At 63.7% G+C, this 12,804-nt stretch carries 11 protein-coding genes, 2 pseudogenes and 1 riboswitch; of the genes and pseudogenes, 10 read left to right on the top strand and 3 right to left on the bottom strand.

The features are described from left to right. Nucleotides 1-176 precede the first annotated feature (176 nt). The 8 genes from QQ992_RS12275 (at nucleotide 177) to QQ992_RS12240 (ending at nucleotide 8,084) form a co-directional block, all read left to right on the top strand. Entirely contained in the window at nucleotides 177-1,223 is a 1,047-nt protein-coding gene (locus tag QQ992_RS12275) for a LacI family DNA-binding transcriptional regulator (RefSeq protein WP_286113578.1), read from the top strand. A gap of 53 nt (nucleotides 1,224-1,276) precedes the next feature. Then, a riboswitch (cobalamin riboswitch) is annotated at nucleotides 1,277-1,500 on the top strand. A gap of 93 nt (nucleotides 1,501-1,593) precedes the next feature. Next, complete coding sequence (locus QQ992_RS12270) at nucleotides 1,594-1,782, top strand: CbtB domain-containing protein (protein ID WP_016714029.1); 189 nt, start codon at nucleotides 1,594-1,596, stop codon at nucleotides 1,780-1,782. Between the two features lie 9 nt (nucleotides 1,783-1,791). Continuing rightward, nucleotides 1,792-2,478 (top strand): CbtA family protein, encoded by a 687-nt coding sequence (locus QQ992_RS12265; RefSeq protein WP_286113575.1) that lies wholly within the window; start codon nucleotides 1,792-1,794, stop codon nucleotides 2,476-2,478. Next, nucleotides 2,478-2,864: a cobalamin biosynthesis protein gene (locus tag QQ992_RS12260; protein WP_286113574.1), complete on the top strand. Its 387-nt coding sequence runs from the start codon at nucleotides 2,478-2,480 to the stop codon at nucleotides 2,862-2,864. The genes QQ992_RS12265 and QQ992_RS12260 overlap by 1 nt, the downstream gene beginning before the upstream one ends. Before the next feature lie 33 nt (nucleotides 2,865-2,897). Then, on the top strand, nucleotides 2,898-3,650 hold the full coding sequence (gene cobM, locus QQ992_RS12255; RefSeq protein WP_286113573.1) for a precorrin-4 C(11)-methyltransferase: 753 nt from the start codon (nucleotides 2,898-2,900) through the stop codon (nucleotides 3,648-3,650). Nucleotides 3,651-3,716: 66 nt separating this feature from the next. After that, complete coding sequence (locus QQ992_RS12250) at nucleotides 3,717-3,959, top strand: DUF1272 domain-containing protein (protein WP_286113571.1); 243 nt, start codon at nucleotides 3,717-3,719, stop codon at nucleotides 3,957-3,959. A gap of 221 nt (nucleotides 3,960-4,180) precedes the next feature. Further along, complete coding sequence (locus tag QQ992_RS12245; protein ID WP_016714024.1) at nucleotides 4,181-4,795, top strand: response regulator transcription factor; 615 nt, start codon at nucleotides 4,181-4,183, stop codon at nucleotides 4,793-4,795. A 13-nt stretch (nucleotides 4,796-4,808) separates the two neighbouring features. Continuing rightward, complete coding sequence (locus QQ992_RS12240; protein WP_286113570.1) at nucleotides 4,809-8,084, top strand: transporter substrate-binding domain-containing protein; 3,276 nt, start codon at nucleotides 4,809-4,811, stop codon at nucleotides 8,082-8,084. On the opposite strand, the pseudogene QQ992_RS28100 reads toward QQ992_RS12240, so the two are convergent. The 3 genes and pseudogenes from QQ992_RS28100 to gnuR form a co-directional block, all read right to left on the bottom strand. After that, nucleotides 8,059-8,490, bottom strand: a pseudogene (locus tag QQ992_RS28100) (methyl-accepting chemotaxis protein); the annotation flags it as partial. The gene QQ992_RS12240 and the pseudogene QQ992_RS28100 overlap by 26 nt on opposite strands. A gap of 150 nt (nucleotides 8,491-8,640) precedes the next feature. Next, nucleotides 8,641-9,273, bottom strand: a pseudogene (locus tag QQ992_RS28095) (PAS domain-containing protein); the annotation flags it as partial. Between the two features lie 241 nt (nucleotides 9,274-9,514). Then, nucleotides 9,515-10,534, bottom strand: coding sequence for a transcriptional regulator GnuR (gnuR, locus tag QQ992_RS12230; protein ID WP_286113568.1), 1,020 nt, complete (start codon nucleotides 10,532-10,534; stop codon nucleotides 9,515-9,517). Between the two features lie 207 nt (nucleotides 10,535-10,741). Between gnuR and QQ992_RS12225 the strand changes: the two genes are divergently transcribed. Together QQ992_RS12225 and QQ992_RS12220 are read left to right on the top strand one after the other, a co-directional pair. Further along, nucleotides 10,742-11,281: a gluconokinase gene (locus tag QQ992_RS12225; RefSeq protein ID WP_286113567.1), complete on the top strand. Its 540-nt coding sequence runs from the start codon at nucleotides 10,742-10,744 to the stop codon at nucleotides 11,279-11,281. Between the two features lie 110 nt (nucleotides 11,282-11,391). Beyond that, a complete protein-coding gene (locus QQ992_RS12220; protein ID WP_028698893.1) occupies nucleotides 11,392-12,744 on the top strand; it encodes a GntP family permease in 1,353 nt (450 codons plus the stop codon). Nucleotides 12,745-12,804: the final 60 nt, after the last annotated feature.

The following is a 12,804-nucleotide window of genomic DNA, read 5'->3' as shown; positions in this document are numbered from 1 at the left end:
GCGAGTGGCAGGCGCTTGCCAACAGCAGCGCTTGTTAGCGCTAACATGAGCAAGTATCTGCGGCCATCGTTTAGCACGTCAAATACTTAAAAGTCAGATTTATATGCAATAAAGCTATTTGCCAATCGCTCATCCGTTAGCGCTACCATCGCGCCATTTCCACAGGAGGCAGCCCGGTGAGCCAGGCCAAGGATCCCCCCCGCAAGCGACGCGGCGCAGGCCGTGTCACCCTCGCCGAGGTGGCGCGGGCTGCTGAGGTTTCAGCCATCAGCGTGTCGCGCTACTTCAACCAGCCAGACCAGGTTTCACCGCCGTTGCGTGAACGTATCGAGGCCGCTGTACAGGCGCTGGGCTATGTCCCCAATCTGGTCGCCGGGGGGTTGGCCTCGGCGCGCGGGCGCATCGTGGGCATGGTGATCCCGAACATTTCCGGGCCGATCTTTGCCCAGACCATCCAGGCCTTCAGCGATACCCTCAGCCGGCATGGTTACCAGTTGCTGTTGGCGTCCAGCTATTTCAGCGAAGCGCAGGAAGAAAGCGCGGTGCGGGCGTTTCTTGGCTGGTCGCCGGCGGCGTTGGTGGTGACCAGCCATTTCCACAGCCCGGCCACGGAAAAGATGCTGGCCGACGCAGATGTGCCTGTGGTGGAAATCTGGGACTACCGCCCGGAGCGGGCGCCCTTGCAGGTGGGCTTCCTACATCACCAAGTGGGTGTACAAGCCTGCCGATATCTCCTGGACAAGGGCCATCGGCGCATCGCGTTCGTGCAAAACAGTGCAGCCGGCGACCTGAGTGCGCTGGAGCGGCGCGACGGCTATATCGAGGCACTGGGTGAAGCCGGGCTGGAGCCGTGGGTGTTCGTGCCCTCGGCAGACTGCGCGCCGTTCGAGGCGGGCAAGCAGGCGATGGAAGCATTGATCCGCCGCAATCCACGGCCTGAGGCGATCATCTTCGCCAATGACAACCTGGCGGCCGGCGCCCTGTTAGCCGGCCAGCGCGCCGGCTTGCGCCTGCCTGAAGACATGGCCATTGTCGGCTTTGGCGACTACCCCTTTGCCAACATGCTGCTGCCCAGCCTCACCACCCTGCGCCCGCCCTCCCGGGAGATTGGCGAAGTCGCGGCGCTGCGGGTGCTGCAGCACCTGGGTGTGCTGGCGTGTGACGGTGAGGTCCAGCGGCTGAACCTGTTGGCGTGCGAGTTGATTGCCCGCGAGAGCGCGTGATTCAGGGTACGGCCACTGAGGGTGGCATTGACGCCAAGCCCGCCCCATGCTCTCCTTATGCCTCACGTTCAGGTGCCCCCTTGGGGGTGAAACGGGAAACCGGTGCGTCGCAGGCCCTCCAACAGGGCCGGACAATCCCGGTGCTGCCCCCGCAACGGTAAGCGAGCGAAGCGTCTGTACCACTGTGCCCTTGTAATGCGGCATGGGAAGGTGACGCTTTCCAGGAGCCCTGCTCCTCCTCGCAAGCCCGGAGACCGGCCTGGCGTTCATGAACACCCCGCGGTGGGCGGGCGCTGTTGCATTCCCCTGGGCGACTACGCTCGGGGCTGCCGCGCCTGCCCATTGCCCACAAAAAGCAGAGGAACGCGTCATGCCCGTCACCAGCGCCAAGCAACACAGCCTTGCCACTCCTGTCACCCTCAGCCAGCGCATCGTCATCGCCGTCGGCGCCAGCCTGCTGGGCCTGTGCCTGGTGTACTTTGCCGGCTTCTCGCACATCGAGGCCGTGCACAACGCCGCCCACGACACCCGCCACAGCGCCGCCTTCCCCTGCCACTGAGTACGCCTGATGATCACGCGCATTGCCCGTACTGCGGGCTTCAGCGGGCTGCTTGCGGCCCTGTTGCTGACCTTGCTGCAAAGCTTCTGGGTCGCCCCGCTAATTCTTGAGGCGGAAACCTACGAGTCCTCGGCCCCTGCCGCCCACCACGAGCATGGCAGCGATGTGCCCGCCCATGAGCACAGCGCCGAAGCCTGGTCGCCGGAAGACGGCTGGCAGCGGGTGCTGTCCACCACGGGCGGCAACCTGGTGGTCGCGGTCGGCTTCGCCCTGATCCTTGCCGCCCTGTACAGCCTGCGTGAACCGACACGCGCCGGCACGGGTGCATGGTGGGGGCTGGCCGGCTTCGCCGTGTTCTGCCTTGCTCCGACCTTGGGCCTGCCACCCGAACTGCCCGGTACGGCAGCCGCCGACCTAGGGCAACGCCAAGCCTGGTGGATCGGCACAGCCAGTGCCACCGCACTGGGCCTGGCCTTGCTGGTGTTCGCTCGCCACTGGCTGCTGAAAGCGCTGGGCGCCGTGCTGCTGGTAATCCCCCATGTGATTGGCGCACCACAACCCGAAGTGCATGAAAGCCTGGCCCCAGAAGCACTGGAAACCCAGTTCAAAGTGGCCTCCTGGCTGACCAACGCCGCCTTCTGGCTGGCCTTGGGCCTGCTCAGCGCCTGGCTGTTCCGCCGTTCCAGCCGGGCCTGATGCCGCCCTTCTACGCCGGCTTTGGCTGCCGCCGGGGTTGCCCGGCGGATACCCTGCAACGCTTGCTGGACCAGGCCCTGGACAACCAGGGCCTGGCATTGGCCGACCTGCGCGGTATCGCCAGCATCAGCCTGAAGGCCGACGAACCTGGCTTGCTACAGATGGCCGATCGCCTCGGTTTGCCCTTGGTGCTGTACCATAGCGTGCAACTGCAACCTTACGAACCCCTGCTCAGCCACCGCTCCGCCGCCGCCCATGCCCACAGCGGCTGCTGGGGCGTGGCCGAGAGCGCAGCACTGGCGCTGGCCAGCCAGCACCTTGGCACGGCCAGGTTGCTGCTGCCCCGCCAGGTGCTTGGCCCGGCGACCCTCGCCCTGGCCGGCTGAGCGCTTCCCCCCTCTTTCCTGCAAGGACTTTCCATGACGGTCTATTTCATTGGCGCCGGTCCCGGCGACCCGGAACTGATCACGGTCAAGGGCCAACGGCTGATTCGCCAGTGCCCGGTGATTATCTACGCCGGCTCACTGGTACCCGCCGCCGTGCTCGAAGGCCATCAGGCCGAGACCGTGATCAACAGCGCCGAACTGCACCTGGAACAGATTGTCAGCGCCATGCGCACCGCCCACGAACAAGGTAAGGATGTAGCCCGTGTACACAGCGGCGACCCTGGCCTGTACGGCGCCATCGGCGAGCAGATCCGCCACCTGCAAGCGCTGGGCATCGATTACCAGATCATCCCCGGGGTCACCGCCACGGCAGCCAGCGCCGCCCTGCTCGGCTGCGAACTGACCCTGCCGCAGGTGGCGCAAACGGTGATCCTCACCCGTTACGGCGACAGCTCCCCCATGCCGCCCGGCGAGCAACTGGGTGACCTGGCGCGCCATGGCAGCACCTTGGCGATTCACCTGGGGGTCAAGCACCTCTCGCGCATTGTCGAAGAGCTGCTGCCACACTACGGCGCGCACTGCCCGGTAGCGGTGGTGCACCGGGCCACCTGGCCTGACCAGGACTGGGTACGTGGCAACCTCGGTGATATCGTCGAACGCGTCGCGGCCAAGCGTTTCCGGCGCACGGCACTGATCCTGGTAGGTCATGTGCTGGGGGATACGCTGTTCGCCGAGTCGGCCTTGTACCGTGCCGGCCATGCCCACCTGTATCGCCCAGCCGACTGAGCATTGCCAGCCTTGCCACGGGCGTAGCAGACTCCGGGTTCCCGCCTGCGAACAGGAGTTACGCCCATGCTGGAATTACGCCCCAACTGCGAGTGCTGCGATACCGACCTGCCCGGCGACAGCCCCGATGCGCTGATCTGCTCCTTCGAATGCACCTTCTGCCGCACCTGCGCCGAAACCCGCTTCCAGGGCCGTTGCCCGAACTGCTCGGGCCAGCTGGTGGCCCGCCCGACGCGGGTCGGCCAGGCATTGGCCAACAACCCTGCCTCGGCCCAGCGCATAACAAAACCGCACGCGGCCTGCGCCTGACCGACCGAAAGAAACCGGCATCATCGCTTTGATAGGGTGATGTCTTTCCTGCTTTTTGTAGGACTTTTCAACAACAAGTGCGGGGAATTTCAACACCTCTATACTCGGCATTACCAAACTTCGGGATTGGTCGTATCTTGCAGCGCTTCCGATTAACCCACTTGCAGACGTATTCCTGAGTGATCCAGGAAGCGGACCACATCCTGACAGGAGTTTTCCCCATGACAACCGTGCTGATCGTCGACGACCACCCTATCGTCCGGGTGTCCTTGCGCATATTGCTTGAACGCGAGCGCTTCCATGTCGTCGGCGAGGTCGGCAATGGCAGTGAAGTGGCGCAGGTGGCCCGCGAACTGCGCCCGGACGTCGTCATTCTCGACATCGGCCTGCCTGGGCTGGACGGCATGGAAGTCATCAAGCGCCTGCAGTGCCTGGAGCCGGTGCCGAAGATCATGGTATTGACCGGCCAGGCCACCGACCTGTACGTGCGACGCTGCCTGGATGCCGGTATCGGCGCTTTCGTCACCAAGGAAGAAGACCACGAAGCGCTGCTGTTTGCCCTCAAGGCCCTGATCAAAGGTTATTCGACCTTTCCGCAGATGTCGGTCAACAGCAATTCGCTGGAAAGCGAGCCCGTGCGCCTGGCCAGCCTCTCCAACCGGGAGATGGAAGTGCTGCGGCGCCTGGCGCGCGGCGAGAACAACAAGAATATCGGTACTTGCATGAACCTCAGCGCCAAGACCATCAGCACCTACCGGGGCCGCATCATGGAAAAACTCAAGACTGAATCACTGGTAGAAATGGTCGACCTGGCCAAACGCAACAGCGTTTATTGAGCGTTTGCACACCATGAAGCGCCTGCTGGCGAGCGTCTTTCTGGCTACCGGCTTACTCGCCTCGGTCGATCTGTTGGCCAGCAGCGAACCCCGGCAGTTGCTGGCCCGGTCGGCCAGTGCCGCCGCCCCCCTGTCGTTGTCCAGCGAAGACCGGCAATGGCTGCAGCGCCGCCAGCACCTGGTGCTGGGCAGCTCTCGGCCCGACTATCCACCGTTTGAAATCAACGTCAGCCAGCACGAATATGAAGGCCTTAGCGCCGATTACGCCGGGATTATCGCCGAGCAATTGGGTATTCCCGTCGAGGTACGGCGCTACGACAGCCGCCACGAAGCGATCACCGCCTTGCGTGAGGGCAGCATCGACCTGCTGGGCAGCTCCAATGCCTTCGAGGCCGCTGACGCCCAGCTTAGCCTCAGCACCCCCTATGCTGACGACCTCCCGGTCATCGTCACCCGCAAGGGGCACAGCCTGAAGGGCACGCCTGACCTCGCCGGCCTGCGCCTGGCCATGGTCGATCATTATCTGCCCGCCGCTGCCGTTCGAACGCTGTACCCCAAAGCGCAACTGAGCCTGTACCGCTCGACCCAAGCCGGGCTGGCCGCCGTCGAACTGGGCGAGGCGGATGCGTACTTGGGCGATGCCATCAGCACCGACTTTCTGATTGGCAGGAGTTACCAGGGCACGCTCAAAATCGATCACTTCTGCCAGGTGGCCCCCGGGGCTTTTGCCTTTGCCCTGGCCGATGACAACCCACGCATGCATCGTCTGGTCGACAAGGCGCTGGCGCGCATCAGCGAAAGCGAACGCCTGAACATCCTGCGCCGCTGGAGCAGCGGTAACACCAGCCTGCTGCTGCAGCGCCATCTCACTGCCTTGAGCGCAGAAGAAGAGGCCTGGATCGCCGCCAACCCCACCATCCGCGTGCTGGTCAATACCTCGCTGGCCCCCTTGACCTTCAACGACGCTCAGCATCGCCCCAGTGGCATAACCCTCGACCTGCTCAAGCAGATCTCGCTGCGCACGGGGCTGCAGTTCACACCCGTCGACAGTGCTTCAGCACAGGCCATGGTGGACCGCCTGGCCCGAGGCGAGGCGCAAATGATCGGGGCGCTGGGCTATGGTGCTGACCGTTTGAAGCAGTTGCGCTTCACCCGCCCCTATCTGGTCAGCCCACGCGTGCTCGTCACCCGCAGCGACGTCGAATCTCCCGCACAAGCCAAGGCCATGAACGGCAAGCGCATCGCCCTGGTGCGTGGCTCACCGCAACGGGCCATGCTGCAACAGCGCTACCCGCAGGCCAAGATAGTCGACGTGGACAACCCGCTCGGCCAGATGGAGGCCGTGGCCAACGGTACCGCCGACGTTGCCCTTAGCAGCCATATCAATGCCGCCTACTACATCAGCCATGTGTTCAAGGACCGCTTGCGCATCGCCAGCGTCCTTGACGACGAACCGGCCATCGCTGCCTTCGCCGTCGCCGCCGACCAGCCCCAGTTGCAGGCCATTCTCGACAAGGCGCTGCTGAGCATTCCGCCCGAAGAGCTCGATCAACTGATCAACCGCTGGCGTACCAGCACCCTGGTCAGCGACAGCCCCTGGCGCGACTACCGCACCTTGGCCTTGCAGGTGCTGGTGCTATCGGCCCTGCTGCTGGCCGGCGTCATATTCTGGAACAGCTACCTGCGCAAGCTGATCAACCAGCGTACAGAGGCCCAGCACGCGCTGCAGGCACAGTTGGCGCTGAGCCGCGGGCTGCTTGAGCAATTGCGCCAGGCCAAGGACGACGCCGAACAGGCCAGCCAGACCAAAAGCACGTTCCTGGCCACCATGAGCCACGAAATCCGTACCCCGATGAATGCCGTGATCGGCCTGCTGGAACTGGCACTGGAGGACAGCCGTGGCGGCCGCTGCGACACCCAGACCTTGCAGACCGCCTACGATTCGGCAATCGGCTTGCTTGAGCTGATTGGCGATATTCTCGACATTTCCCGCATCGAGTCCGGGCACATCAGCCTGCAGCCAGTGCCCACCGATCTGGTCGAACTGGTGCGCGCCACGCTGAGGGTATTCGAGGGCAATGCACGGGCCAAAGGCCTGCACCTGCACGGCGAACTGCCGGCAGAGCCGGTCTGGGTGCTGGCTGACCCGCTGCGATGCAAGCAGATTCTGTCCAACCTGGTCAGTAACGCCATCAAGTTCACCGACCGTGGTGAAGTGCAGGCGAGCCTGCTGCTGCCCAAGGTTGCCGGTCAGGGCATTCTGGCAATCGAGCTGAATGTGCGCGACACCGGTATCGGCATCAGCCCTGCCGACCAGGCCCGCCTGTTCAATGCATTTGTTCAGGCCGATGGCCCAAGGGCCCGCCAAGGCGCAGGCCTGGGGTTGGTCATCAGCCGTACCCTCGCCGAACTGATGGGCGGCGCCTTGAGCCTGCAGAGCGTGGAAGGCGTCGGCACCCGGGTGCAAGTCTGCCTGCATCTGCCCACCTGTGCAGCACCGGTACAGGCCGAGCAGGACCCGCCAGCACATGAAAGCACTAGCGGCCCGCTCAACATTCTGGTGGTCGACGACTACCCCGCCAACCTGCTGTTGCTGGAGCGGCAACTGCATACCCTGGGGCACCGCGTGACCCTGGCGGAAAATGGCGAAATCGCCCTGGCGCGCTGGCAGGCCGCGCGCTTCGACCTGGTGATTACCGACTGCAGCATGCCGGTCATGGACGGCCACGAACTCACCCGGCGCATTCGCACCCTGGAGGGTGAACGCGGCCTGCCAGCGTGCAGGATTCTCGGCGTGACCGCCAACGCCCAGGCTGAGGAACGCGCCCGCTGCCTGGCCAGCGGCATGGACGAATGCCTGTTCAAACCGATTGGCCTACGTTCGCTCAAGGCCCATCTGCCCCAGGTCCGCCCTCAGCAACAAAAAACACCGACAACACGCCATAGCGGGTTCGACCTGGCTGAACTGCGCCACCTGACCCAGGACGACGAACAGCTGACGCGGCATTTGCTCGAACAGCTGTCGGTAAGCGTCGCCGAAGACCTGGCCGCCTTGCGGGCCCTGGCACCAGACGCCGCCGACGAAGCCGTGCGGGCCCTGGCCCATCGCATCAAGGGTGGCGCCAAGATGATCAGGGTGCGCACCGTGGTCAAGGACTGCGAAGCCATCGAGCTCGCCCACGCACAGGGGTTGCCGACGGTCGAGCAGCGTGCGCTGCTGCAAACCAGCCTGCAAGCCCTGCTTGACGAAATGCGCGATGCGCTCAATGCAATTGCAGCGTCGAGCTGATCTGGCTGATGGCATCCACCACATGCCGTGAGCCTTGCTGGATTTCCATGATCACCGTACCGGCCTCGTTGGCCAGCGCCACGCCGTGACCGGTGCGGTTCAGGCTCGACTGCATGCTGGCTACCGCCAGTAGCGACAGGTCGTGGTTTTGCCGCACCACATCAACAATCTCCAGGGTGGCCTTGCTGGTTCGCGCCGCCAGGTTGCGCACCTCATCGGCCACCACCGCAAAGCCTCGCCCGTGCTCGCCGGCACGGGCGGCTTCGATCGCTGCATTCAGGGCCAGCAGGTTGGTCTGATCAGCGATGCCGCGAATGGTCAGCACGATCTGCCCGATCACATCCGATTGCTTGCTGACCGCATCGATGCTGCGTGCGGCGTCGTTAAGCTCCTGGGAAATCTGTTCGATAACCTGCACCGTCTGCTGCACCACTTCTGTGCCCTTGCGCGCGCAGGCGTCGGTCTGCATGGAGCTGGCATGGGCGGCATCGGCGGCGTTCTGCTGGGTGCAAACCTGGCGGGTAATGTCACTGGCGAACTTCACGACCTTGTTCAAGCGCCCCTTGCTGTCGAAAATGGGGTTGTAGGAGGCTTCCAGATAGACCATTTGCCCCTGCTTGTTGATACGCTCGAAACGGTGCGAATGGTATTCGCCACGGTTGAGCGACGCCCAGAACTCGCGGTACTCGGCCGACTCGCGCTCATGCGGCAGGCAGAACAGGCCATGATGCCGGCCAACCACCTCGTCGAGGCGATAGCCCATGGTGTCGAGGAAATTCTGGTTGGCTTTGATCACCCGGCCCTGGGGGGTGAATTCGATCACCGCCATGGAGCGGCTGATGGCCTTGAGCAGGTTTTCGCTTTCATGCTCCTGCACCACCCGCTGGCTGATGTCGGCAGCCACCTTGATCACGCTGGTGACCTGACGCTGCTCGTCCAGCACCGGCATGTAGCTGGCCTCCAGCCACACCTCGCGCCCGGCCTTGTCGAGGCGCTCGAAGGTACCGCTGATAGCCTTGCCCTGCCCCAGTTCACGCCACAGCTGTTGGTATTCGGCACTTTTTGCGTAGTCTGGCTCGCAGAACAACCAGTGGTGCTTGCCACGCAACTCGTCAACGCTGTAACCCATGGCCTGGCAGAAACGCTCGTTGGCATCGAGAATGGTGCCATCGGGAGCGAATTCGATCATCGCCATGGAGCGGCTGATAGCGGCGAGTTTGGCCTGCGCGGTGGCCAAAGCCTGGTGGCTGCGCTGGATCTCGACCAAATCGGACTTGCGGTGGAAATCGAACATGACGCCGGGCTCCTTTATGCGCGGTTTCATGAGCATAGATCGCCATCATTAGCATGCAAGCACAGTGCTATCACTTTGTAATTAGTGCATTTTCATTACCAAGCGTCCTGACACGCTTACTACCCAGTCGTGAAACTCAGGAGCTCTCCCGCACCATCAACTCAAAGCCCAAGTCCTGCTGTGTGTTCGGCACCCGCTTGCCATCGAGCAGCGACAGCAGCGCCTGCGCCGCCCCACGCCCCACAGCAGCCCGGGGCGTGCGAATCGAGGTCAGCCGGGGCACCATGTGCGCCGAGGCCGGCAAATCGTTGAACCCGACCATTGCCACCTGGCGTGGTACCTCCACCCCCTGGCGCAAGGCCTGCAGCACCGCGCCCTGGGCCAGGTCGTCGTTACAGAAGAAGATACCGTCGACATCCGGCGCCTGCTGCATCAGTTGGCTGAACAGTGCACTGCCCAGTGCAATCGATGAAGGTTCCGGCGCCAGTACCTCCAGCTCGGTCGCCTGCAAACCGGCCTCGGCCAGCGCCTGGCGGAAACCTTCGGCCCGCTGCATCACCCGTGGATCGAGCTGCGCGGCAATGAATGCCAGGCGCTTGCGCCCGCGCTCGATCAGGTGCCGGGCAGCAGCACGCCCGGCCTGCTGCTGCGAAAACCCGACCGACAATGCGCCAGGCTCGCCATTGAGCTCCATCATGTGCACACAAGGCACACCACTGGCGGCCAGCATCTGGCGCGCCGCATCACTGCGCTCGAAGCCGGTCAGCAGCATGCCGCAGGGCTGATAGGCCAGGTAGTTGCGGATCAGGTTCTCTTCTTCGGCAAGGTCATAGTGATAGTTGCCGATCAACACCTCGAGCCCACGCGGGCGCATGACCTCGTGGATGGCCTCCAGGGTATCGATGAACAGCTGGTTGGACAGTGACGGGATCAACACCACCACCGACTGGCTACGCGCCGAGGCCAGCGCCCGGGCCGCCGGGTTGGCGACATAGCCAAGGTTTGCCGCTGCGGCGACAACCTTTTCCACCAGCTCCGGCGCAACCGTGCTGACCCCGCGCAAGGCGCGCGAAGCGGTAATCGGGGAAACCCCGGAAAGCCTGGCAACTTCTGCCAGGGTGGGACGACCTGTAGTACGGGAGCCGGTGCGGGACATGGATGTTGTAATTTTACTACTTGCAAGGAGAGGGAACGGCCACTAAGGTAGCGCTGTCTCAGGACGCAGGCAATGTAATCTTTGGTAGCAGCCATCACGCGCTCGCCACCAGGCGTCCATACTGCGTAAGGACAAGACCAATAACACCGGGGAGGTGGCTGTTCGTCAATGACGAGACAGCGCTATCTCACCCCGCAGGAGGTACTGATGAATTCTCCCCTGTCCGCCATCGTGGTGATGGGCGTGGCCGGTTGCGGCAAAAGCTGCATCGGCGCCGCCATCGCTGCCAGAAGCGGCGGCCGCCTGATCGAAGGCGACGCTTTCCACCCTGCCGAAAACATCCGCAAGATGAGCGCTGGCATCCCGCTGGACGATGGCGACCGCGCCGGCTGGCTGGTGCGCCTCGGTCAGGAGCTGCAGGCCACCACCCAGGCTGGGGAGCGCCCGATCCTGACCTGCTCGGCACTCAAGCGTCGCTACCGCGACACCCTGCGCGATGCCATGCCCGGGCTGGTGTTCGTGTTCCTCGAACTGTCACCTGCCGAAGCGGAAAAACGCGTGCGGGCCCGCCCCGGTCATTTCATGCCGGCCAGCCTGATCGACAGCCAGTTCGCTGCCCTGGAATCGCCACGCGGCGAGCCACTGACCCTGCCACTGGATGCGACCCAACCCGTCGAAGCACTGGCCGAAGCGGTGGACCGCTGGCTAAAGGCCTGCGGTGAGCAGGGGCTGGCGCAAACCGCCTGACCCTGGCGGTTTTCCGGCTCACCAAAGACAGCGCTACCCCAACCCGCAAACGCGGGAAAAGTTCCAAAAAGCTACGCCCAAAACAACGATAAGACCGAGGCCTTCAAACCATGTTCGGACTGGCTACTGATACCTTCCTGCTGCTCGACGCGCTGGTTACCATCGTCGGGCTGATCCTGCTGATCACCCACTTCAAAGTGCACCCCTTCGTCGCCCTTACCCTCGCGGCCGGCTTCCTGGGCCTGACCTCCGGCATGCCGGTGGCCAAGGTCATGAAATCGTTCCAGGACGGTTTTGGCGGCGTGCTGGGCTTTGTCGGTATCGTGCTTGCCCTGGGCACCATGCTCGGCAAGCTGATGGCCGACTCCGGGGGCGCCGACCAGATCGCGCAAACCCTCATCCGCGCCTTCGGCAAGAAGAACGTGCACTGGGCCATGATGTTCGCCGCGTTCCTGGTGGGCATACCGCTGTTCTTCGAAATCGGCTTCGTGTTGCTGATTCCACTGGTGTTCATCGTTGCCCGCCGCTCCGGGGTGTCGCTGGTGAAGATCGGCATTCCGCTGCTGGCCGGCCTTTCCGTGGTGCACGGCCTGGTCCCGCCACACCCGGGCCCGCTGCTGGCGATCGGCATTTTCCACGCCGACATCGGCAAGACCATCTTCTACGGCCTGATCGTCGCACTGCCCACCGCGATCATCGCCGGTCCGCTGTTCGGTAACTTCATTTCCCGCTACATCCCGGGCAACCCGTCGCAGGAACTGATGGACCAGATCGCCAAAGAGTCCGACCAGGGCAACCTGCCAAGTTTCAGCATCACCCTCATCACCGTGCTGCTGCCAGTCGCGTTGATGCTGCTGAAAACCTTCGCCGACGTGGTGCTGCCGGCCGAGCACATCGTGCGCCAGTGGATGGACCTGATCGGCCACCCGATCACCGCCCTGCTCGCCGCCCTGCTGCTGGCCTTCTACACCTTTGGTTCGGCTCGCGGCTTCAACCGCCAGCAGATCATGAAGATGCTCGACCAGAGCCTGGCCCCCACTGCCGCCATCGTGCTGATCGTCGGTGCCGGCGGTGGCTTCAAGCAGATGCTGGTGGACACTGGCGTGGGCAACGTGATCGGGCAGATGGCCGTTCAGGCGGAAATTTCACCCATCATGCTGGCCTGGCTGGTGGCGGCAGTGATCCGCATCGCTACCGGCTCCGCCACGGTCGCCACCATTACCGGTGCGGGCATCGTTGCTCCGGTGATCGACCTGGTGCCTGGGGTGAACCGTGAGCTGTTGGTACTGGCCACCGGTGCCGGCTCGCTGATCCTGTCGCATGTGAACGACGCCGGCTTCTGGCTGGTGAAGCAATACTTCAACATGACCGTGGCAGAAACCTTCAAGACCTGGAGCATGATGGAGACCATTCTCTCGGTGGTCGGCATCATCTTCATCATGTTGTTGTCGCTGGTGGTGTAACTGCCGTGGGCGTGGGTTGCCAACGCGAAACCCGCGTTGGCAACCCTGACCGGCTCACAC

This window comes from Pseudomonas kurunegalensis (assembly GCF_030291635.1).
Lineage (GTDB): Bacteria > Pseudomonadota > Gammaproteobacteria > Pseudomonadales > Pseudomonadaceae > Aquipseudomonas > Aquipseudomonas monteilii.
The sequence above is the reverse complement of the archived record's forward strand: the minus strand, read 5'-3'. Positions and strand labels throughout refer to the sequence as shown.

Excerpts from the sequence above, each read along its gene's own strand:
- QQ992_RS12270 (WP_016714029.1), top strand. The coding sequence starts at position 1,594 with ATGCCCGTCACCAGCGCCAAGCAACACAGCCTTGCCACTCCTGTCACC.
- QQ992_RS12265 (WP_286113575.1), top strand. The coding sequence starts at position 1,792 with ATGATCACGCGCATTGCCCGTACTGCGGGCTTCAGCGGGCTGCTTGCG.
- QQ992_RS12260 (WP_286113574.1), top strand. The coding sequence starts at position 2,478 with ATGCCGCCCTTCTACGCCGGCTTTGGCTGCCGCCGGGGTTGCCCGGCG.
- cobM (WP_286113573.1), top strand. The coding sequence starts at position 2,898 with ATGACGGTCTATTTCATTGGCGCCGGTCCCGGCGACCCGGAACTGATC.
- QQ992_RS12250 (WP_286113571.1), top strand. The coding sequence starts at position 3,717 with ATGCTGGAATTACGCCCCAACTGCGAGTGCTGCGATACCGACCTGCCC.
- QQ992_RS12245 (WP_016714024.1), top strand. The coding sequence starts at position 4,181 with ATGACAACCGTGCTGATCGTCGACGACCACCCTATCGTCCGGGTGTCC.
- QQ992_RS12240 (WP_286113570.1), top strand. The coding sequence starts at position 4,809 with ATGAAGCGCCTGCTGGCGAGCGTCTTTCTGGCTACCGGCTTACTCGCC.
- gnuR (WP_286113568.1), bottom strand. The coding sequence starts at position 10,534 with ATGTCCCGCACCGGCTCCCGTACTACAGGTCGTCCCACCCTGGCAGAA.
- QQ992_RS12225 (WP_286113567.1), top strand. The coding sequence starts at position 10,742 with ATGAATTCTCCCCTGTCCGCCATCGTGGTGATGGGCGTGGCCGGTTGC.
- QQ992_RS12220 (WP_028698893.1), top strand. The coding sequence starts at position 11,392 with ATGTTCGGACTGGCTACTGATACCTTCCTGCTGCTCGACGCGCTGGTT.